This is a genomic window from Aeromonas sp. R6-1, assembly GCF_040908165.1.
GTDB classification, from domain to species: Bacteria; Pseudomonadota; Gammaproteobacteria; order Enterobacterales; family Aeromonadaceae; genus Aeromonas; species Aeromonas caviae.
On the sequence record NZ_JBFODF010000032.1, the window covers coordinates 1 to 20,669 of the forward strand.

At 60.2% G+C, this 20,669-nt stretch carries 17 protein-coding genes; 5 read left to right on the forward strand and 12 right to left on the reverse strand.

Annotation, left to right across the window (positions count from 1 at the left end):
• Positions 1–606: 606 nt before the first annotated feature.
• From AB5Y68_RS09065 to sdhC, 10 genes are all read right to left on the reverse strand, one after another.
• On the reverse strand, positions 607–1,062 hold the full coding sequence (locus tag AB5Y68_RS09065; protein WP_039040076.1) for a YcgN family cysteine cluster protein: 456 nt from the start codon (positions 1,060–1,062) through the stop codon (positions 607–609).
• Positions 1,063–1,648: 586 nt separating this feature from the next.
• Positions 1,649–2,254 carry a PIN domain-containing protein gene (locus AB5Y68_RS09070; protein WP_039040077.1) on the reverse strand — a complete coding sequence of 202 codons (606 nt, stop codon included), beginning with the start codon at positions 2,252–2,254 and terminating at the stop codon, positions 1,649–1,651.
• Positions 2,255–2,540: 286 nt separating this feature from the next.
• Entirely contained in the window at positions 2,541–3,413 is an 873-nt protein-coding gene (gene sucD, locus AB5Y68_RS09075) for a succinate--CoA ligase subunit alpha (RefSeq protein WP_005300222.1), read from the reverse strand.
• The gene (gene sucC, locus AB5Y68_RS09080; protein WP_005300220.1) at positions 3,413–4,579 is read right to left on the reverse strand and encodes an ADP-forming succinate--CoA ligase subunit beta; all 1,167 of its coding nucleotides are present in this window, start codon (positions 4,577–4,579) and stop codon (positions 3,413–3,415) included. Before sucC ends, sucD begins: the two co-directional genes overlap by 1 nt.
• 106 nt (positions 4,580–4,685) lie before the next feature.
• Positions 4,686–5,876: a 2-oxoglutarate dehydrogenase complex dihydrolipoyllysine-residue succinyltransferase gene (gene odhB, locus AB5Y68_RS09085; protein ID WP_039040078.1), complete on the reverse strand. Its 1,191-nt coding sequence runs from the start codon at positions 5,874–5,876 to the stop codon at positions 4,686–4,688.
• Between the two features lie 87 nt (positions 5,877–5,963).
• Positions 5,964–8,774 carry a 2-oxoglutarate dehydrogenase E1 component gene (gene sucA, locus AB5Y68_RS09090; protein WP_039040079.1) on the reverse strand — a complete coding sequence of 937 codons (2,811 nt, stop codon included), beginning with the start codon at positions 8,772–8,774 and terminating at the stop codon, positions 5,964–5,966.
• A 114-nt stretch (positions 8,775–8,888) separates the two neighbouring features.
• Entirely contained in the window at positions 8,889–9,605 is a 717-nt protein-coding gene (locus tag AB5Y68_RS09095) for a succinate dehydrogenase iron-sulfur subunit (RefSeq protein ID WP_010674497.1), read from the reverse strand.
• 17 nt (positions 9,606–9,622) lie between these two features.
• Positions 9,623–11,389, reverse strand: coding sequence for a succinate dehydrogenase flavoprotein subunit (gene sdhA, locus AB5Y68_RS09100; protein ID WP_029314421.1), 1,767 nt, complete (start codon positions 11,387–11,389; stop codon positions 9,623–9,625).
• A gap of 1 nt (position 11,390) precedes the next feature.
• Complete coding sequence (sdhD, locus tag AB5Y68_RS09105) at positions 11,391–11,735, reverse strand: succinate dehydrogenase, hydrophobic membrane anchor protein (protein WP_010674495.1); 345 nt, start codon at positions 11,733–11,735, stop codon at positions 11,391–11,393.
• Positions 11,729–12,118: a succinate dehydrogenase cytochrome b556 subunit gene (gene sdhC, locus AB5Y68_RS09110; RefSeq protein WP_029314418.1), complete on the reverse strand. Its 390-nt coding sequence runs from the start codon at positions 12,116–12,118 to the stop codon at positions 11,729–11,731. The genes sdhD and sdhC overlap by 7 nt, the downstream gene beginning before the upstream one ends.
• 423 nt (positions 12,119–12,541) lie before the next feature.
• Here sdhC and AB5Y68_RS09115 point away from each other — a divergent pair, with 423 nt between their 5' ends.
• From AB5Y68_RS09115 to AB5Y68_RS09125, 3 genes are all read left to right on the forward strand, one after another.
• Complete coding sequence (locus tag AB5Y68_RS09115; RefSeq protein WP_039040080.1) at positions 12,542–13,828, forward strand: citrate synthase; 1,287 nt, start codon at positions 12,542–12,544, stop codon at positions 13,826–13,828.
• Between the two features lie 93 nt (positions 13,829–13,921).
• Positions 13,922–14,236 carry a DUF4377 domain-containing protein gene (locus AB5Y68_RS09120; RefSeq protein WP_039040081.1) on the forward strand — a complete coding sequence of 105 codons (315 nt, stop codon included), beginning with the start codon at positions 13,922–13,924 and terminating at the stop codon, positions 14,234–14,236.
• A gap of 97 nt (positions 14,237–14,333) precedes the next feature.
• Positions 14,334–14,858 (forward strand): GNAT family N-acetyltransferase, encoded by a 525-nt coding sequence (locus AB5Y68_RS09125; protein WP_039040082.1) that lies wholly within the window; start codon positions 14,334–14,336, stop codon positions 14,856–14,858.
• A 69-nt stretch (positions 14,859–14,927) separates the two neighbouring features.
• Here the strand turns inward: AB5Y68_RS09125 and fabB are convergent, their stop codons facing one another.
• A complete protein-coding gene (gene fabB / locus AB5Y68_RS09130; protein WP_029314417.1) occupies positions 14,928–16,139 on the reverse strand; it encodes a beta-ketoacyl-ACP synthase I in 1,212 nt (403 codons plus the stop codon).
• A gap of 90 nt (positions 16,140–16,229) precedes the next feature.
• Between fabB and mnmC the strand changes: the two genes are divergently transcribed.
• Positions 16,230–18,245, forward strand: a complete 2,016-nt coding sequence (gene mnmC / locus AB5Y68_RS09135; RefSeq protein ID WP_200886019.1) for a bifunctional tRNA (5-methylaminomethyl-2-thiouridine)(34)-methyltransferase MnmD/FAD-dependent 5-carboxymethylaminomethyl-2-thiouridine(34) oxidoreductase MnmC — start codon at positions 16,230–16,232, stop codon at positions 18,243–18,245.
• Positions 18,246–18,362: 117 nt separating this feature from the next.
• On the opposite strand, the gene AB5Y68_RS09140 is transcribed toward mnmC, so the two are convergent.
• Positions 18,363–18,968: a DUF922 domain-containing protein gene (locus AB5Y68_RS09140; RefSeq protein ID WP_039040084.1), complete on the reverse strand. Its 606-nt coding sequence runs from the start codon at positions 18,966–18,968 to the stop codon at positions 18,363–18,365.
• A gap of 323 nt (positions 18,969–19,291) precedes the next feature.
• Here AB5Y68_RS09140 and dcuC point away from each other — a divergent pair, with 323 nt between their 5' ends.
• Positions 19,292–20,644, forward strand: coding sequence for an anaerobic C4-dicarboxylate transporter DcuC (dcuC, locus tag AB5Y68_RS09145; protein WP_039040085.1), 1,353 nt, complete (start codon positions 19,292–19,294; stop codon positions 20,642–20,644).
• The last annotated feature ends 25 nt before the right edge of the window (positions 20,645–20,669 follow it).

Genomic DNA, 20,669 nt, shown 5'->3' on the forward strand with positions numbered 1-20,669 from the left:
GTACTCAGGTACTCAGGTACTCAGGTACTCAGGTACTCAGGTACTCAGGTACTCAGGTACTCAGGTACTCAGGTACTCAGGTACTCAGGTACTCAAGTACTCAGGTACTCAGGTACTCAGGTACTCAGGTACTCAGGTACTCAGGTACTCAGGTACTCAGGTACTCAGGTACTCAGGTACTCAGGTACTCAGGTACTCAGGTACTCAGGTACTCAGGTACTCAGGTACTCAGGTACTCAGGTACTCAGAAAAGCAGAGCAGAACCATGCTCGACCACCACGAGTTTTGCATAGCAACCTCGATCTATTCCCTCTCCCCTTGGGAGAGGGTCAGGGTGAGGGGAAACCACTCTACATCGCTAGCAAGCGCCAGAAAGCAACAAGGGCTGCAGAGTGTGCTCTGCAGCCCTTGTGTCATGGATGCGGTTTAACGGGGGCTGGCTGCGTCAGGGGCGACCTCTCACGACTTCACGATGCTTTCATCTCACCATGACGCTTTAAACTGCCTTGATCGCAAAAAACTCATCATTTATATGCCAAAAACTACAGGGGCAGCGGAGTCTCACTCCCCTGCCCCTATAGTAAGCAATAAACGGTGGTTTGAGGCTTAGCTCGCCCAGGTGATGATATGGTCGGCCCAATCGCCGGCATGTACCTCATGGATCACCTTGCCGCGCACCGACTGACCGGCCTGGTGCATGGCGCTGCGGCTGCCGGTGATAAGGGGATGCCAAGTCGGCAGGCTATGCCCCTCCGCCAGCAGGCGATAGGCACAGGTCGAGGGCAGCCAGTCATATTCGGCAATCTTGTCGTGGGTGATCTGCAGGCAGTCCGGCTCTTTTTTGAAGCGGTTGCCGTAGTCGGAGCACTGGCAGGTCTTGGTATTGAGCAGGTTGCAGGCCACGTTGGTGAACACCAGCTCCTCGGTGTCCTCGTCGATCAGCTTGTTCAGGCAGCACTTGCCGCAGCCATCGCACAGGGACTCCCACTCGGTCATGGTCATCTGCTGCAGGCTTTTTACCTGCCAAAAGGGGGCGTTCTGCACGGGTTCACTCTGCTGCATAAAAGTTGGCTCACTCAATACACTGACAAGCGCGTGGTTATACGCCCTATGGCCCGATTTTTCAAGGTTGGTGGCGGTTTCGCCTATGAACTCTAGGTCGGTATTCTGGAACAGATCAACGATCCCCACGTTACTCACATCGTCTTTTACAGCAAGACCGATTTACCCAATCAAGGCTAAGCCTGCCATGCACTGCGAGCAAAGCGAAATGCCGTAAGCCCGACGCCTTTGCCTGCGACATGCAGACTATTGGGTCCGCATTTTTATGACGCGAGTGATAGCCAGCCCTGATAGCGAGGAACGTTGTGCAAGGGTCAATAAGCGGGAGCTAACCCGGGTTCAGCATGACCCTTTGACCTGGACGGAGGAGGCATTAGCAACCACCGTGGCCGGCTTATTGCCCAAAACGGCGACAGATTGATTCACCAGCGAAACAGCATCAGCCAACTTGGTTGCAGCAACGTAACAATTTTGAGCCCTCGATTCTGGCCGCAGGCAATCTCTACGGCACACTAATCCCCCGATCGTCCGAATACGCTTTGCGAATCGAACCAATGCTCTTAAGCAATGCAATGATCGAACCATTTCATAAAGTGTCTAAGCAAAGCGGATAGGAGACTTTATTTCCATTAACAGAGATATAACCAGCACTGAGCAACGCTTGAATGATATTTTGTACGTCTTCATCTGTGAGTTGCTTCTGAAATAACGCAGCAATCGTGCTGTTCAATGTAGCTAGAACTCGAGGTCGAGATGTCTTCATCTGTTGGAGCTTCTTAAGCACGACCGCCATTCGCTCCAAAGGAGTCTTTGCGCTATAACTCCTAATAAGAGGTATGTCTACAACTTGTTCTGTTCGAGCTGCGAATATTTTCTTGTCTTTCAGATGTTGTATTAGCGGATCAAAACCCTTGTCCTTCGAGATTATATGAAAAAAACCTGTAGGATCTGATGCTGCCAGTTGTCCGATGTAAAATGCTATATGAAAGTCCAGAGCATTCGGACCACTTCCCGCAATTTTGATGTACTGAGCTTTATCGCCAAGCTGCTGGATCACTGAGACCGTATCGAAGGCGAGCTTAGACTGATTAGCTCCAACAAAGACCAAGATTTTGAAGTGATCTTTGGCCAAAACAGCGAGACGCTCAGGCTGAACATTCTCAAAATCAATAAGGACGTAATTAGTGCGCATAGAGGGGCCTAACGATTGATGATGCCAATATTTCCCATCTACTCAAAGTTAACTTACCACCAAGCTAAAGATTGTAATTAGAGTATATTGTCGTAACTTGCTATTATGTCTAAAAATATGCCACACATTTTTATTTATGCATAGACTGGTGCTATGTACTCTCTAAAGCAAGGAACACTCTGACGTCGTGTAAATAAAACTACTTCTTGGCGACCCCGCTATCACTAATCTCCATATAAAATGCCGCCCTAGGGCGGCATTTTGCTATCTGAGATAACAGGCTAACTTACCAGCCGGTCACTTCACGCAGGGCCTTGCCGATATCGGCGAGCGACCGCACGGTTTTCACGCCGGCATCTTCCAGGGCGGCAAATTTCTCGGCCGCGGTGCCTTTGCCACCGGCGATGATGGCGCCCGCATGACCCATGCGCTTGCCAGCCGGGGCGGTGACACCCGCGATGTAGGAGACCACCGGCTTGGTGACGTGGGCCTTGATGTAGGCTGCCGCGTCTTCCTCGGCGTTGCCGCCGATCTCGCCGATCATCACGATCGCTTCGGTCTGCGGGTCATTCTGGAACATCTCGAGGATGTCGATAAAGTTGGAACCCGGGATGGGGTCGCCACCGATACCGACGCAGGTGGACTGGCCGAAGCCCTCATCCGTGGTCTGCTTGACCGCTTCATAGGTCAGGGTGCCGGAGCGGGAGACGATGCCCACCTTGCCCGGCTTGTGGATGTGGCCCGGCATGATGCCAATCTTGCACTCACCCGGGGTGATGACGCCCGGGCAGTTGGGGCCGATCATGCGCACGCCGGTTTCCTGCAGCTTCACCTTGACGTCCAGCATGTCCAGGGTCGGGATGCCTTCGGTGATGGTGACAATCAGCTTGATGCCGGCATCGATGGCTTCCAGGATGGCGTCCTTGCAGAACGGGGCCGGTACATAGATGACGGAGGCAGTGGCGCCGGTGGCTTCCACGGCGTCACGGACGGTGTTGAACACCGGCAGGCCCAGGTGGGTGGTGCCACCCTTGCCCGGGGACACGCCGCCGACCATCTGGGTACCGTAGGCAATGGCCTGTTCGGAGTGGAAGGTACCCTGACCGCCGGTAAAGCCCTGGCAGATCACCTTGGTGTCTTTGTTGATCAGAACGCTCATTATTTGGCCTCCGCTGCTTTTACCACTTGCTGAGCTGCGTCAGTCAGACTCGTTGCGGCGATGATATTGAGGCCGCTGTCGGCCAGTTTACGGGCACCCAGTTCGGCATTGTTGCCTTCCAGACGCACCACCACGGGCACTTTCACCCCCACTTCCTTCACGGCGCCGATGATGCCTTCTGCGATCATGTCGCAGCGCACGATGCCACCGAAGATGTTGACCAGCACGGCTTGTACCTTGCTGTCGGAGAGGATGATCTTGAAGGCCTCGGTCACGCGCTCCTTGGTGGCGCCGCCGCCGACGTCCAGGAAGTTGGCCGGGGAACCGCCGTGCAGGTTGACGATGTCCATGGTGCCCATGGCCAGGCCCGCGCCGTTGACCATGCAGCCGATGTTGCCATCGAGCGCCACATAGTTCAGCTCCCACTGGGCGGCGTGCGCTTCGCGGGGGTCATCCTGGGAGGGATCGTGCATCTCGCGCAGCTTGGGCTGGCGATACAGTGCGTTGGCGTCGATGTTGATCTTGCCGTCGAGGCAGTGCAGGTTGCCCTTGTCGGTGATGACCAGGGGGTTGATCTCCAGCAGGGCGAAGTCGCAGTCCAGGAACATCTGGCCCAGACCCATGAAGATCTTGGTGAACTGCTTGATCTGATCGCCGACCAGACCCAGCTTGAAGGCCAGCTCGCGGGCCTGGTAGGGCTGCGGGCCCACCAGGGGATCGATGGCGGCCTTGTGAATGAGTTCCGGGGTTTCGTGGGCAACTTTCTCGATCTCCACACCACCTTCGGTGGAAGCCATGAAGACCACGCGGCGAGAGCCACGGTCGACCACGGCGCCCAGGTACAGTTCCTTGGCGATGTCGGTGCAGGACTCTACCAGGATCTTGGTGACCGGCTGACCGTTGGCGTCAGTCTGATAGGTCACCAGGTTCTTGCCGAGCCAGTTCTGGGCGAAGGCGCGGATCTCGTCCTTGCTCTTGGCCAGCTTGACGCCGCCCGCTTTACCGCGGCCACCGGCGTGGACCTGGCACTTGACGACCCAGGTGTTGCCGCCAATCTTGTCGGCCGCTTCGGCCGCTTCCTGCGGGGTGGCACAGGCATAACCTTCGGAGACCGGCAGGCCATACTCGGCAAACAGCTGTTTTGCCTGATATTCATGCAGATTCATAGATGCTCTATCCGTGTTGTAGGTATTTCCGTCCGGGGCTCGTGTTTCTCAATCCCCTGTGAATGGGGGCCTGGGCGGCCCCTCGTTATCTTTCAGTCACGCTTGCTCAGACATCCAACAGCAGACGGGTCGGGTCTTCCAGGAGCTCCTTGATGGAGACCAGGAAGCCCACGGACTCGCGGCCGTCGATGATGCGGTGATCGTAGGAGAGCGCCAGGTACATCATCGGCAGGATCTCGACCTTGCCGTCGACGGCCATGGGGCGGTCCTGGATCTTGTGCATACCCAGAATGGCGCTCTGGGGCGGGTTGATGATGGGGGTGGACATCAGGGAGCCGAACACGCCGCCGTTGGTGATGGTGAAGTTGCCGCCAGTCAGTTCATCCACGGTCAGCTTGCCGTCACGGCCCTTGCCGGCCAGATCCTTGATGGCCTTCTCGATGTCCGCCAGGCTCATGTTGTCGCAGTCGCGCAGCACCGGGGTCACCAGACCACGGGGGGTGGAGACGGCGATGCTGACGTCGAAATAGTTGTGGTAGACGATGTCGTCACCGTCCAGCGCCGCGTTCACTTCCGGGTAGCGCTTGAGGGATTCGACCACGGCCTTCACATAGAAGGACATGAAGCCGAGCTTGATGCCGTGCTTCTTCTCGAAGATCTCGCCGTACTGCTTGCGCAGCTTCATGATGGGCGCCATGTTGATCTCGTTGAAGGTGGTCAGCATGGCGGTGGTGTTCTTGGCCTCCAGCAGACGCTCGGCGATGCGCTTGCGCAGACGGGTCATGGGCACGCGCTTCTCGGTGCGACCAGCCAGCGGGGCTATGGGCGCAACCGGTGCGGCGGCCACGGCAGCGACAGGGGCTGCCGGCTTGCCCAGATTCTTGATGAAGGCTTCCACGTCTTCCTTGGTGACACGACCCCCCTTGCCGGTGCCGGTCAGCTTGGCGACGTCGATGTCGTGCTCGGCCACCATGCGGCGCACGGAGGGGCTCAGGCCATCGGCAGCGTCATCGGCCACGGCTTCCACCGGCTTCTCGCTGGTCGCTTCACCGGCAACGGGGGCCGGCTTGAGCATGGCGATCAGCTGGCGGGAGAGCACGGTCGCCCCTTCGCTCTGCAGGATGTCGCCCAGTACGCCGGCTTCCGGCGCGGGCACTTCCAGCACGACTTTATCGGTTTCGATGTCAACCAGCACTTCGTCACGGGCAACCAGATCACCCGGTTTCTTGTGCCAGGTCGCGATGGTGGCATCCGCCACTGATTCCGGCAGGTCCGGTACCTTGATCTCGATAGTCATGTAATCAGTTCCTTGTTACTTCTTGGCCAGCAGGCTTGTTCCAGGTCAGAGAGGGTCCCGACACGGGCCCTCTCATCCACAACTCGTTCATTCCAGGGTAAGGGCGTCTTCCACCAGGGCTTTTTGCTGCTTGGCGTGGACGGACATGTAACCGACGGCCGGTGAGGCCGAGGCCGGGCGACCGGCATAACGCAGACGGGCATGACTTGGCAGCACGCTGTCGTAGTGATGACGGGTGCTGTACCAGGCGCCCTGGTTCTGCGGCTCTTCCTGACACCAGACGAAGTCGGTGACGTGGGCATAATCGGCCAGGATGGCGCGCACTTCCTCTTCCGGGAAGGGGTAGAGCTGCTCGATCCGTACCAGGGCCACATCCTGCTGCTCGGCCTTGCGACGGGCATCGAGCAGGTCGTAGTAGACCTTGCCGGAGCAGAAGACCACGCGCTTGACGCCTTTGGGATCCAGTGCATCGATTTCGCCGATGGCGTTCTGGAAGGTGCCCTCCGCCAGCTCTTCGAGCTTGCTCACCGCCAGCGGGTGGCGCAGCAGGGATTTGGGCGTCATCACGATGAGCGGACGGCGCATGGGGCGCACTACCTGACGGCGCAGCATGTGGAACACCTGCGCCGGGGTGGAGGGCACGCACACCTGCATGTTGTGCTGGGCGCACATCTGCAGGTAACGCTCCAGACGGGCGGAGGAGTGCTCCGGGCCCTGGCCCTCGTAACCGTGGGGCAGCAGCATGGTCAGGCCGCACATCCGGCCCCACTTCTGCTCGCCGGAGGAGAGGAACTGATCCACCACCACCTGGGCGCAGTTGGCGAAGTCACCGAACTGGGCTTCCCAGATGGTGAGACCAGCTGGCTCCGCGCTGGCGTAGCCATATTCAAACGCCAGGACCGCGTTCTCGGTCAGCACGGAGTCGTACACCTCGAACGGACCCTGCTCGTCATGCAGGTTGCACAGCGGGGTGTAGGTGCTGGCATCGGTCTGGCTGTGCAGCACGGCGTGGCGATGGAAGAAGGTACCGCGGCCGGAGTCTTCCCCGGTGAAGCGAATGCGGGAGCCCTTGTCCACCAGGGTGGCGTAGGCCAGAGTCTCGGCAAAGCCCCAGTCCACCAGCTTCTCACCGGCGGCCATCAGGCGACGGTCTTCGTAGATCTTCTCGACCTGACGTTGCAGCACATGGGTGGCCGGGTACTGGCTGATGCGCTCGCCCAGGGCCTTCAGATGATCCATGGGCACAGTGCTGTCATAGGCCATGGCCCAGTCGTGACCCAGATACGGGGTCCAGTCCACGGAGTGCAGCTCCATGGGGCGCCATTCCTTGCTCACCCGCTCGCCCCGATCCAGGGTATCGCGATAGTCGTTGACTAGCGTGGTGGCCAGCTCAGGCGCGATGGCTCCTTCGGCGATCAGCTGATCGGCGTAGATCTTGCGCGGAGTCGGGTGCTGCTTGATCTTCTGATACATCAGGGGCTGGGTCGCGCTCGGCTCGTCAGCCTCGTTGTGGCCGTGACGACGGTAGCAGACCAGCTCGATCACCACGTCGCGTTTGAAGGTGTTGCGGTAATCCAGGGCGATCTGGGTCACCAGCACCACGGCTTCCGGGTCATCCCCGTTGACATGCAGCACAGGGGCCTGCACCGCCTTGGCGATGTCGGTGCAATATTCGGTGGAGCGCAGGTCACGGATATAGGAGGTGGTGAAGCCTACCTGGTTGTTGATGACGATGCGCACCGTGCCGCCCACGCCATAGGCTCGGGTCTGGGACATGTTGAAGGTCTCGGCAACGACCCCCTGCCCCGCGATGGCGGAGTCACCGTGGATGGTGATGGGCAGGACGCTGGAGCCGTCCTTGTCACCGCGACGGTCCATACGGGCACGCACGGAGCCGATGACCACGGGGTTGACGATCTCGAGGTGAGACGGGTTGAAGGCGAGCGCCAGGTGGACGTTGCCGCCCGGGGTGGCGAAGTCGGAGGAGAAGCCCATGTGGTACTTCACGTCCCCTGTGCCCCAGGATTCGCCGTGCTTGCCGGCAAACTCGTCGAACAGGTCCTGGGCGCGCTTGCCCAGCACGTTGATGAGCACGTTGAGGCGACCACGGTGGGCCATGCCGATGACGGCTTCCTTGCAACCCTGCTCACCTGCGCGGCGAATAAGCTCTTTGAGCATGGGCACCATGGCATCGCCCCCTTCCAGGGAGAAACGCTTGGCCCCCGGGAACTTGGCACCCAGGTATTTTTCCAGCCCTTCGGCGGCGGTCAGGCTCTCGAGGAAGCGGGTCTTCTCTTCGAGGGTATAGTTGCCCTTCCCTTCGATGGATTCCAGCCTGTCTTGCAGCCAGCGCTTCTCCTCGGTGGAGGTGAGGTGCATGTAGTCGGCGCCGATGCTGCCGCAATAGGTTTTCTTCAGCGAGGCATACAGATCGGAGAGCACCATGGTCTCGCGACCGATGGCGTAGGAGCCCACATTGAAGGTGGCCTCCATGTCTGCACCTTGCAGGTTGTGGAAGGCCGGGTCCAGCTCGGCGACCGGCTCGCGCTGCCACAGACCCAGGGGGTCCAGGTTGGCGTTCTGGTGACCGCGGAAGCGGAAGGCGTTGATCAGTTGCAGTACGCGAACCTGTTTGGCATCCACCTGGGGATCGGAGACGGGAGCGCTGTAACGGGAGGAGTCCTTGGCCAGGCGGCGGAAATAGTCGCGAACCTGGGAGTGGGGTTGTTCTACTGCATGTCCGTTGACCTGGGGCAGCGACTGGAACAGGCTGCGCCATTCGTCGGCAACGGAGTCGGGGTTTTCCAGGAAGGATTCGTACAAATCCTCAATGTAGCTTGCATTCGCACCAGCCAGGTGAGATGACTCCAACCAGGCCTTCATCACGCCGTTATGCATTTCTATCCCTTGTACATCTTGTTCGCTGCACTGCAGCTTGTAGGGTCATAGCCATCCCGGGGCGGGATGGCTATCCAGAGGTCGGGCCCGGCGCAAGGCGCCCTGGCCCCGATACTACACGGCCCGGTTGAGCAACATCGACTTGATCTGACCGATGGCCTTGGTCGGGTTCAAGCCCTTGGGACAGACGTTCACGCAGTTCATGATGCCGTGGCAGCGGAACACGCTGAAGGCGTCATCCAGGTTGCCCAGTCGCTCACTGGCCGCAGTGTCGCGGCTGTCCGCCAGCCAGCGATAGGCGGCGAGCAGGCCGGCCGGACCGATGAACTTGTCCGGGTTCCACCAGAAGGAGGGGCAAGAGGTGGAGCAGCAGGCACAGAGTATGCACTCGTACAGGCCATCCAGCTTGGCGCGCTCTTCGGGGGATTGCAGGTGCTCACGCACGGGCGGCAGTTTTTCGTCGTTGATGAGGAAGGGTTTGACCTTCTCCCACTGGGTGTAGAACTGGGTCATGTCGATCACCAGATCCCGGATCACCGGCAGACCGGGCAAGGGCCGAATGACGACCTTGCTGCCCTTCTTCAAGAGATCGGAGAGCGGCGTGATGCAGGCCAGACCGTTCTTGCCATTCATGTTGAGACCGTCAGATCCACAGACCCCTTCGCGGCAGGAGCGGCGGAAGGCGAGCGTGGGATCCAGCTCCTTGAGCTGGATCAGTGCGTCGAGCACCATCATGTCGGAACCTTCAGGAATATCAAGACGATAATCCTTCATATACGGGACGTTATCAACGTCCGGATTGTATCTGTAGACAGAGAATGTGACGTTCATTGTGCTTGGCTCCGCAATCAGTAAGTCCGGACCTTGGGCGGGAACGCCTCACGGGTCTTGGGTGACATGTTGACAGCGCGACGGGTCATGGACTCGGTGTCCGGATGATAGAGGCTGTGGCACAGCCAGCTCTCATCGTCACGCTCCGGGAAGTCGAAGCGGCTGTGGGCGCCACGACTCTCGGTACGGAAGTTCGCCGCCACCGCGGTGGCATAGGCGGTCTCCATCAGGTTGTCCAGCTCCAGGCACTCGATGCGCTGGGTATTGAACTCCTTGGAGGTGTCGTCCAGACGGGCGTTCTTGAGACGCTCGCGGATGAGTTTCAGCTCGGCCAGCCCTTCTGCCATGGCATCCCCTTCCCGGAACACGGAGAAGTTGTTCTGCATGCAGCGCTGCAGATCCTTGCGGATCTGGGCCGGGTCTTCCCCGTCACGGTTGTTTTCCCAGCGGTTGAAGCGCTCCAGCGCCTTGGCGATATCGGCGTCGGTGGCTTCCACACCGTGCTCCATCGAACCAAGGGTCTCCACCAGGTGCATGCCGGCAGCACGACCGAACACCACCAGATCCAGCAGGGAGTTGCCACCCAGACGGTTGGCACCGTGCACGGAGACGCAGGCGATCTCGCCCACCGCGAACAGACCGACAACCGGCACGTCGTTGCCATCCTTGTCCTGGGTCAGGCACTGGCCGTTCACGCTGGTCGGCACGCCGCCCATCATGTAGTGGCAGGTCGGGATGATGGGGATGGGCTCTTTGACCGGATCCACGTGGGCGAAGGTGCGAGAAAGCTCGCAGATACCCGGCAGACGGGATTCCAGTACCTCTTTGCCGAGGTGATCCAGCTTGAGCTTGATGTGCGGGCCCCAGGGACCGTCGCAGCCACGGCCTTCGCGGATCTCGATCATGATGGAACGGGCCACCACGTCGCGACCGGCCAGGTCCTTGGCGTTCGGCGCATAACGCTCCATGAAGCGCTCGCCGTCCTTGTTCAGCAGGTAGCCGCCTTCACCACGGCAACCTTCGGTCACCAGTACCCCTGCCCCGGCGATACCGGTGGGGTGGAACTGCCAGAACTCCATGTCCTGCACGCCGACCCCGGCGCGCAGCGCCATGCCGACGCCGTCACCGGTGTTGATGTGTGCGTTGGTGGTGGACTGGTAGATGCGACCGGCGCCGCCGGTGGCGAGCACGGTAGCCTTGGCCTTGAAGTAGACGACTTCACCGCTCTCCATGTCGATGGCGGTACAGCCGACGATATGGCCATCCTGGTTCTTCACCAGATCCAGGGCATACCACTCGGAAAAGACGGTGGTCTTGTTCTTGACGTTTTGTTGATACAGGGTGTGCAGCAGGGCGTGACCGGTGCGGTCGGCTGCCGCCGCAGTGCGGGCAGCCTGCTCACCGCCGAAGTTCTTGGACTGACCGCCGAATGGACGCTGGTAGACGGTACCGTTGTCAAAGCGGGAGAAAGGCAAGCCCATGTTCTCCAGCTCATAGATGGCCTCGGGGCCGGTCTTGCACATGTATTCGATGGCTTCCTGATCACCGATGTAATCGGAGCCCTTGACGGTGTCATACATGTGCCACTGCCAGTTGTCGTCGTGGGCATTGCCCAGGGCGACCGTGATCCCGCCCTGGGCGGAGACCGTGTGGGAACGGGTCGGGAAAACCTTGGATAACAGGGCGCAGCTCTTGCCGGACTGGGCAATCTGCAGCGCGGCGCGCATACCGGCGCCACCGGCACCGATCACGACCGCATCAAATTCACGAGTTGGAATAGTCACCTTACACACCCCACAGCACGACGAAACCAGTCATCACATAGACAAACAGCACCACCACCAGCACAAACTGCAGCGCACCGCGCAGTCCGACCGGCTTGATATAGTCGGTCAGCACCTGCCACAGACCGATCCAGGCGTGGATCAAGACGCATACGAGCGTCAGCAGGGTGAAGACCTTGGTGAAGGTGTTGGAGAAGAAACCGGTCCACACCTCGTAGGTGATGTCGTTGAACGCGACAAAGCCAACCAGATAGAGGACGTAGCACGTCATGATGAGGGCGGTGGCGCGGATCAGGATGTAATCATGAACACCGCTGCGCCCGAAAGTTGCAGAATTGGTTACCATACCAGTACCCCCGCCAATACCGCCAAAACCGCGGTGATCACGAAGGCCACACGGGCACTCTGATTACCGGATTCCAGCTCTTCCCAATAGCCCATGTCCATGACCAGGTGCCGCAGACCGCCCACGATGTGGTAAGCCAGCGCGGTCAGGATCCCCCACAGCACGAACTTGACCAGGAAGTTGTCCATGATGGCAACGACCGATTCAAATCCTTCGGGAGAGGCGAGTGAAGTACCAAGCATCCACAGCAAGATGGCCAATGCCACAAAGGTGATGACCCCTGAGACACGATGCAAGATGGAAGCGATGGCGGTGACAGGAAAGCTGATCGTCTGTAGGTCGAGGTTTACAGGTCTCTGTTTGTTTTTCACGGCTTTGCCCACTCAGCTCCATTGAGCACGTTAGTTATTGTTTTCACACGCTTTGAGGGCGAGGAGTGGCATTTGTTAGGTTTTTGTTACCAAAACAACTCAGGAAAGCCAAAAATAACATTTTCGATATCACATCTGGCTTTGCGAAAGCGTTTCAAACACCGACGACCATCACCCACGTGGCGCAGTATATCGGCGGCCTTAACCAATGACAATCAAATAGCTACACAGAAAATCCAAAACCGTAAACCAGATCTCACAACAGCTTTAACAAGTCATTAATGATCATCCAGCAAAATTGACAAAGACATGGTTCTCTGGTTCAAATAAGGCGCTCCAGCCGCCGTGGTACGGGTAAGAACCTTTGCCAGCGTCATAACAGTCGTAATAAAGTAGGGCTGGAACCAAATTATAAAAGAGCAAAGGAGACGTGCTATGGCTGATAAGATAGCCACCCTACATCTGCCCGGAAAAGAGCCGGTTGAATTGCCGATCCTCTCCGGTACCGTTGGACCCGATGTGATCGATGTCAGAAAGCTGGGCACGCAAGGATATTTCACCTTCGACCCCGGCTTCATGGCCACCGGTTCTTGCAAATCTTCCATCACCTACATCGATGGCGACCAGGGTGTCTTGCTGCACCGCGGTTACCCCATCGCCCAGTTGGCCACCCAGGCCAGCTACCTCGAAGTCTGCTACATCCTGCTGTACGGCGAGGCCCCCACCAAGACCCAATATGCGGAATTTGAACGTCTGGTCACCCGCCACACCATGGTGCACGAGCAGATCGCCTTCTTCTTCCGCGGCTTCCGCCGCGACGCCCACCCCATGGCCGTCATGTGCGGCGTGGTCAGCGCGCTGTCCGCCTTCTATCACGACGCCCTCGACATCAACAACGAGGAGCATCGCGAGATCTGTGCCTTCCGTCTGCTCTCCAAGATGCCGACCCTGGCCGCCATGTGTTACAAGTACTCCATCGGCCAGCCCTTCATGCAGCCGCGCAACGCCCTCTCCTATGCAGGCAACTTCCTGCACATGATGTTTGGCGTGCCGACCGAAGAGTACAAGGTCAACCCCATCGTCGAGCGCGCCATGGACCGCATCTTCACCCTGCATGCGGATCATGAGCAAAACGCCTCCACCTCCACCGTGCGTCTGGCCGGTTCTTCCGGTGCCAACCCGTTTGCCTGTATCGCCGCGGGGATCGCCTCCCTGTGGGGCCCGGCCCACGGTGGTGCCAACGAAGCCTGCCTCAAGATGCTCGAAGAGATTGGCTCCGTGGATCGCATCCCCGAGTACATTGCCAAGGCCAAGGACAAGAACGATCCGTTCCGTCTGATGGGCTTCGGTCACCGGGTTTACAAGAACCACGATCCCCGTGCCACCGTGATGCGTGAAACCTGCCACGAGGTACTGACCGAGCTGCAGATCAAGGATCCGCTGCTGGACGTGGCCATGGAGCTGGAACGCATCGCGCTGTCCGACCCCTACTTCATCGAGAAGAAGCTCTACCCGAACGTGGACTTCTACTCCGGCATCATCATGAAGGCCATCGGTATCCCCATGTCCATGTTCACCGTGATCTTCGCCATCTCCCGTACCATCGGCTGGATTGCCCACTGGAACGAGATGCACTCAGACCCGGATCAGAAGATCGGCCGTCCCCGTCAGCTCTACACCGGTCAGCCTCTGCGCGAGTTCGTGCCCCTCGACCAGCGCTGAGCCCGATCTGTCATGGTTTGTTACAAAGGCGGTCATTGACCGCCTTTTCTTTTGCAGGTTTAATCGCGCCCTTTTACGCCAAGGACACTCATCATGAAATCTCCCCTGCTCCTCAGCTCCGCCCTCCTGCTCAGCGCCTGCCAGAGCGCCCCGACCACCGAAACCCTCTATATCCAGGACAAGCTGGCAGACTGCGTCGGTGTCGCCCCCATGAAGTGCATGCAGGTGCGCAGTCAGCCGGGCGAGAGCTGGAGTCTCTTCTATCAGCAGATCGAAGGCTTCACCTTTGAACCGGGCTTTCGCTATCAACTCGAAGTGAGCAAGGAGCAACTTGCCGATGTGCCGGCCGATGCCCCTTCCTTGCGCTACCAGCTGGTCAAGATCGTGAGCAAGGAGGCGGTTCGCTGACGAGTCGCTGACAGGTAACCCGGTTTCGTTTGTATGCTCTCTGGGGTATGCTGTCACCCCTTTTTGCCACGGTTTGAGTACGGACCCGACCCGCATCATGATCACCATCCGCACCATCCGCACGCCAGACTGGCCCGCCATCATGGCCATCCAGCACGAGTGTTATCACCAGTTCGAACCCGAGCCCCTCGAGGTGATGCAGAACAAGACCGAGCTGGCCCCCGCCTCCTGCTGGGTGGCCGAGCGTCAGGGCAAGGTGCTGGGTTACCTGCTCTGCCACCCCTGGCGTGCCCACCAGCCCCCGCCCCTCTCGGTGCCGATGAAGGCGCTGGCCGGTCACGACGAGTTCTATCTGCACGATCTCGCTGTCTCGAGCAAGGCACGCGGCCTGGGTGTCGGACAGCGACTGCTGGCAAGGGCGCTCACTTTCGCGAGCCATGCAGGATATCGCCATGCAGGCCTGGTGGCGGTTCAGGATGCCCCCGCCTTCTGGCGCAAGCAGGGGTTTGTGCCCGCCGACACCGGCAAATCGCTGGTGGAGTATGGTGACGGGGCAGTCTATATGCGGTTGCCCCTGGCAGACAGCAGTCCCAAACCGGGAACCATCAGCAGAGTTCAATAAAAAGAATTCAATAAAAAAGGCGCCTTTCGGCGCCTTTTTCTATTTCGCGTTGCGCTCCCCACAGGGAGATCAAGCCTTGAACTTGCTGAACACCAGAGAGGCGTTGGTACCGCCAAAGCCGAAGCTGTTGGACATGACGGTATTGAGGTCGGCCGCTTCGTATTCACGCACGATGGGCAGGCCCACGGCTTTCTCGTCCAGATTCTCGATGTTGATGCTGGGGGCGATGAAGCCGTGTTCCATCATCAGCAGGGAGTAGACGGCCTCGTGCACGCCGGCGGCGCCCAGGGCATGGCCGGTCATCGCCTTGGTGGCGGAGAGCTTGGGGGCATTGCTGCCAAACAGGGTCTGAATGGCTTCCAGCTCCTTGGTGTCACCAACCGGAGTAGAGGTACCGTGAGTGTTGATGTAGTCCACCTTGCCGACACCCTGCATCGCCATCTTCATGCAACGCACGGCGCCTTCACCACTCGGGGCTACCATGTCGTAGCCGTCGGAAGTCGCACCGTAACCGGTGATTTCGGCGTAGATGTGGGCACCACGGGCCAGGGCGTGTTCCAGCTCCTCGACCACCAGGATGCCGCCACCACCGGAGATGACGAAGCCGTCGCGGTCCGCATCATAGGTGCGGGACGCTTTTTCCGGGTTGTCGTTGTACTTGGTGGAGAGCGCGCCCATGGCGTCGAACTGGATGGTGGAAGACCAGTCCAGCTCCTCGCCGCCACCGGCAAAGATGATGTCCTGCTTGCCAAGCTGGATCAGTTCCAGAGCGTGACCGATGCAGTGGGCAGAGGTCGCACAGGCGGAGCTGATGGTGTAGTTGACACCCTTGATCTTGAACGGGGTGGCAAGACAGGCGGAGGTGGTGGAGGACATGGTACGCGGCACCATGTAGGGACCCACCCGCTTGACGCCCTTTTCACGGGCGATATCGGCAGATTCGGAGGTGTTCTTGCCGGAGGCGCCGCCGGAACCGGTCACGATGCCGGTACGCTCGTTGGAGACCATCTCTTCCGGCAGGCCGGCATCTTCGATGGCCTGCTGCATGGAGAGGTAGGCGTAGGCCGCGGCGTCACCCATGAAACGCATGACTTTACGGTCGATCAGTTCAGACGGATCGAGTTTGATGTTACCCCAGACACGGCTGCGCAGGTTGTACTGCTCGAACTGCTCGGAATAGGTGATGCCGGATTTACCTGCTTTCAGGGAGGCCAGCACCTCTTCCTTGTTGTTGCCGATACTGGAGATGACGCCGATACCGGTGATCACTGCTCTTCTCATTAATTCATCTCGTCTGGAAAAACTGGCACCGAGTCTACCCGCTTTCGGCTGCCAAACTGGTCTGCTTTCACGTAGAATGCCCGCGATTTTGTGACGCGAGCCGAGGAAAACGTGAGTCAAACATCCTTACATCATGCCCGATTGGACTGGAACGAAGCGGGAACTCCAGTCTCCAGTGAGTTCGGGGATGTGTACTTTTCCAATGATAACGGTCTAAGTGAAACCCGCTACGTCTTTTTGCAGCAAAATCGACTGCCAGAGCGATTTTCGCACCACGATAGTGACAGTTTCGTGATTGGTGAAACAGGTTTCGGTACAGGACTTAACTTTCTGGCCACAATGGCCGCCTTTCTGGAACAGGCCCCCCTGTCCGGCAACGGATCCCGGCTGCACTTCATTAGCGTCGAGAAATACCCTCTTACCCAGGCCGATCTGCGCAAGGCCCTGGCCGCCTGGCCCGAGCTCTCCCACCTGAGCCAGGACCTGATTGACCAGTGGCCGCTGCCGGTCTCCGGCTGCCATCGCCTGCTCTTTGCCGATGGCCGCATCCGCCTCGATCTCTGGTTTGGCGACATCAAGGAGATGCTGCCCCAGGTGCCCCATCCGGCAACCGGTCTGGTGGACGCCTGGTATCTGGACGGTTTCTCCCCTGCCAAGAACCCAGAGATGTGGACCCAGGATCTCTTCAACGATCTCGCTCGCCTCGCCCGCCCCGATGCCACCCTCTCGACCTTTACCTGCGCCGGTTTCGTGCGACGGGGGCTGATTGCCGCCGGCTTTGCCATGAAGAAGGTGAAGGGCCACGGCAGCAAGCGGGAGATGCTGGCGGGTGTTCGGGAAGGCAAAGTGCCGCAGCAGAGCATCGCCCCCTGGTATGCCCGCCCCGCAGGGCGGGAGGGAGAGGTGCTCATCATCGGTGGCGGCATCGCTTCCGCCATGACGGCGCTCTCTCTGGTGGAGCGGGGTCGGCACGTCACCTTGCTGTGCGAAGATGGCGCACCGGCCAGCGGCGCCTCCGGCAATCGACAAGGAGCCCTCTACCCCCTGCTCAACGGCGAGCACGATGCCCTGTCGCGCTTCTATTCGCTGGCCTTTGGCTTTGCCAGAAACCGGCTGCTGGCCCTGGCAAAGCACCACCCCGTCGCCTTCTCGCTGTGTGGCGTCACCCAACTCGGCTACGACGACAAATCCGCCGCCAAGCTTGCCAAGATGAGCCAGGGCCCCTTCCCCCCCGAGCTGATGCACCCACTCTCGGCAGCGGAGGTTGAGCAGGTGGTCGGCCTGCCCTGCGATGCGGATGGTGTGAGCTATCCCCTGGGGGGCTGGCTCTGTCCGGCGGATCTCACCCGCGCCGCCATCAGGGAGGCGCAGGCCAGCGGGCGGCTGGAAGTGGTGTTCAATGCCGCTGTAACCCGCATTGCCGAAGAGGACGGTGGCTGGCACCTGGAGAGCCGGGATGGCCGCCAGTGGCACGCCCCCAATCTGGTGGTGGCGGCCGGGCATCAGTTGCCAACCCTTCTCCCCTTTGCCGAGCTTCCTCTCTATCCGGTGCGCGGCCAGGTGAGCCATGTGCCGACCACGGCTGGCTTGAGCCAGCTCAAGACCGTGCTCTGCTACGATGGCTACCTCACACCGGCCCACAACGGCGCGCACTGCATCGGGGCCAGCTATGGCCGCAACCAGACCGATCTAGCTTACCGCACCGACGAGCAGGACCAGAACAGGGCGCGGCTGCAAGCCTGTGTGCCCCAGCAGCGCTGGCCTGCCGAGGTGGATGTGAGCGGTGCTCAGGCCCGCATCGGGGTGCGCTGCGCCAGCCGGGATCACCTGCCGGTCGCCGGGCCCGTCGCCCGGTTGGCGGCGCTGGCGGATCATGACGTCCACGCCCCCGCGGATCAGCAGAGCGCACTGCCCCTGCACGCCGGCCTCTACGTGCTGGGGGCGCTCGGCTCCCGGGGTCTGTGCTCGGCGCCCCTGTGCGGCGAACTGGTCGCCAGCGAGATCTGCGGCGATCCCCTGCCGCTGGCGGCCGATCTGCTGGAGGCGCTCCATCCCGCCCGCTACTGGGTGCGAAGACTGCGCAGGGGCAAGCCACTGCGAGACTAGCCACCCAGGAGCCGGGGCTACCCGCCTCCACGCCATTGGGCGCACCAACAAAAAACGGGCTCAATCAGCCCGTTTTTTATGTTTCCCATGAGCGCCCATGGGACTGTACACGTGTTATCAGCCAGCCCTGGGCCAGACGACCCCCAGCTTGCGACCCTGATCGGTCTGGCTGGCCAGGGTGTCGAACCGCGACCGGGTGGCCTCCAGCACCGCCTGCCCTGCCTGCCAGCCCTGATGCTCCAGGGTTGGGCAATCCCGGGTCACCGGCAACTGGGCGAGGCGCGTGCCAAGCTGGCTCACGCTCTCCAGCAGGATGTCCTTGTGACGGCTCTCGTAGTCAAACATGGCGGCCACCAGCTTGTCCCACTTCTGGCGCTCCTTCGCGGGCGCACGGGCCTTGTCCATCCAGTTGGGCACCCTGACCTGGATGCGCGCACGAACGCTGGCCTGCTCCAGCTCGCAGCGTGTCGCCGTCGCCTTCGTCTGCAACTGCCAGGAGAGCTGATAGCTGGCCTTGCCGATGTGCCCGTCCGCCTGGGTGGGCGACAAGGCGGTGATCTGGCGCATCACGGCCCCCACATCGGCCCCGGAGACCCGATAGAACTGGAAGTCGACCTTGATATCGGGGGCGACCTTCACACCGGCATAGTGGGAAGGTACAGCACCGATTGAGGCGGCATAAATGAGGGCCACCGTCACCCCTGTCTTGCTGAAGAGTCCCATCTGTCCGCGGCTTTGCTCCTTGTGAGTCCCGGCTTAATTTCAATTAATAATCAATGAATTAATAACCCGATTGGGAGATTACCCCTGATCCAGCCCCCTGTCATCCGCTCTTGGCACCCGGTTGCTGCAAACGTGCGAGTCATCACCCCGGCTCAGGCGGGGATTTGCAGTCGAGATCACAAGCTGCCATCGAATGGATGGTGAAATACTCCTTAGTGGGTAATATTCGCAGTGTTTTTGTTGGCCGATACCGGATAGTCCAGCGCAACCCTCTGGTGAGCCCTGGCAGGCCACCCCCTCACTTCAACTCTTGGGAAGGTTTTATGATAGAACTCCTGATCGGCACCCTGGTCACCCTGGCCGTGGGTCGCTACATCTTCAAGGGCTACTCCGCCACCGGGGTACTGCTCAGCGGCGGCCTGCTGCTGCTGGCGATCACCGCCCTGATGGGCAAGGCGGTGCTGCCGGCGAGCGTCCCCTCCACCGGCCACATGGCCACCGACATCTTCGAATACGTGCGCTTCCTGCTGGTCGACAGGGGGGGTGGCCTCGGCATGCTCATCATGGTGCTGTGCGGCTTTGCCGGCTACATGAGCCACATCGGCGCCAACACCATACTGGTGAAGATCGCGAGCAAGCCCCTCGGTGTCATCAAGTCCCCCTACATCCTGCTGGTGGCCGCCTATCTGGTCGCCTGCGCCATGTCGCTGGCGGTGAGCTCCGCGACCGGCCTCGGGGTTCTGCTGATGGCCACCCTCTTCCCGCTGATGGTCAACATGGGGATCTCCCGTGGCGCGGCGGCGGCGGTGTGCGCCTCGCCGGCCGCCATCATCCTCTCCCCCACCTCGGGGGACGTGGTGATGGCAGCCCAGGCCGCGAACATGGAGCTCATCGAGTTTGCCTTCAAGCTGACCCTGCCCATTTCCCTGGTGGCCATCGCCGCCATGGCGGTGACCCACTTCTTCTGGCAGCGTTATCTGGATCAGAAGGCCGGGGAGCACAACGCCGCGGTCGCCCCGAGCGATCTCGTCACCGACGCCCCCGGCTTCTACGCCATCCTGCCCTTCACCCCCATCATCGGTGTGCTGCTGTTTGACGGCAAACTGGGGCCCAAGCTCGACATCGTCACCATCATCGTCATCTGCCTGGTGCTGGCCGCCCTGCTGGAGCTGGTGCGCAAGCGCAACGGCCGCGAGCTGCTGGACGGGCTGCAGGTGTGCTGGCGCAACATGGCCGACGCTTTCGCCGGCGTGGTGATGCTGCTGGTGGGTGCCGGGGTCTTTGCCCAGGGTCTGATGGGGCTTGGTTTCATCGCCAACCTCCTGGATCTGGCCCAGAGCTTCGGTACCGGCGGCATCGTCATCATGCTGGTGCTGGTGGTCATCACCACCCTGGCGGCCTTCACCACGGGTTCCGGCAACGCCCCCTTCTACGCCTTCGTGGAGCTCATCCCCCATTTGGCCACCAGCCTCGGCGTCAACCCGGCCTATCTGGTGATCCCCATGCTGCAGGCATCCAACCTCGGCCGCACCATCTCGCCGGTCTCCGGGGTGGTGGTCGCCTGTGCGGGGATGGGCAATCTCTCTCCGTTCGAGGTGGTCAAACGTACCTCGCTGCCGGTGGCCGTCGGCCTGCTGGTAGTGATCCTCGCCACCCAGATCATGGTTCCCGCCTGACTCTTTACCGGCCCGGCTGCCGCCG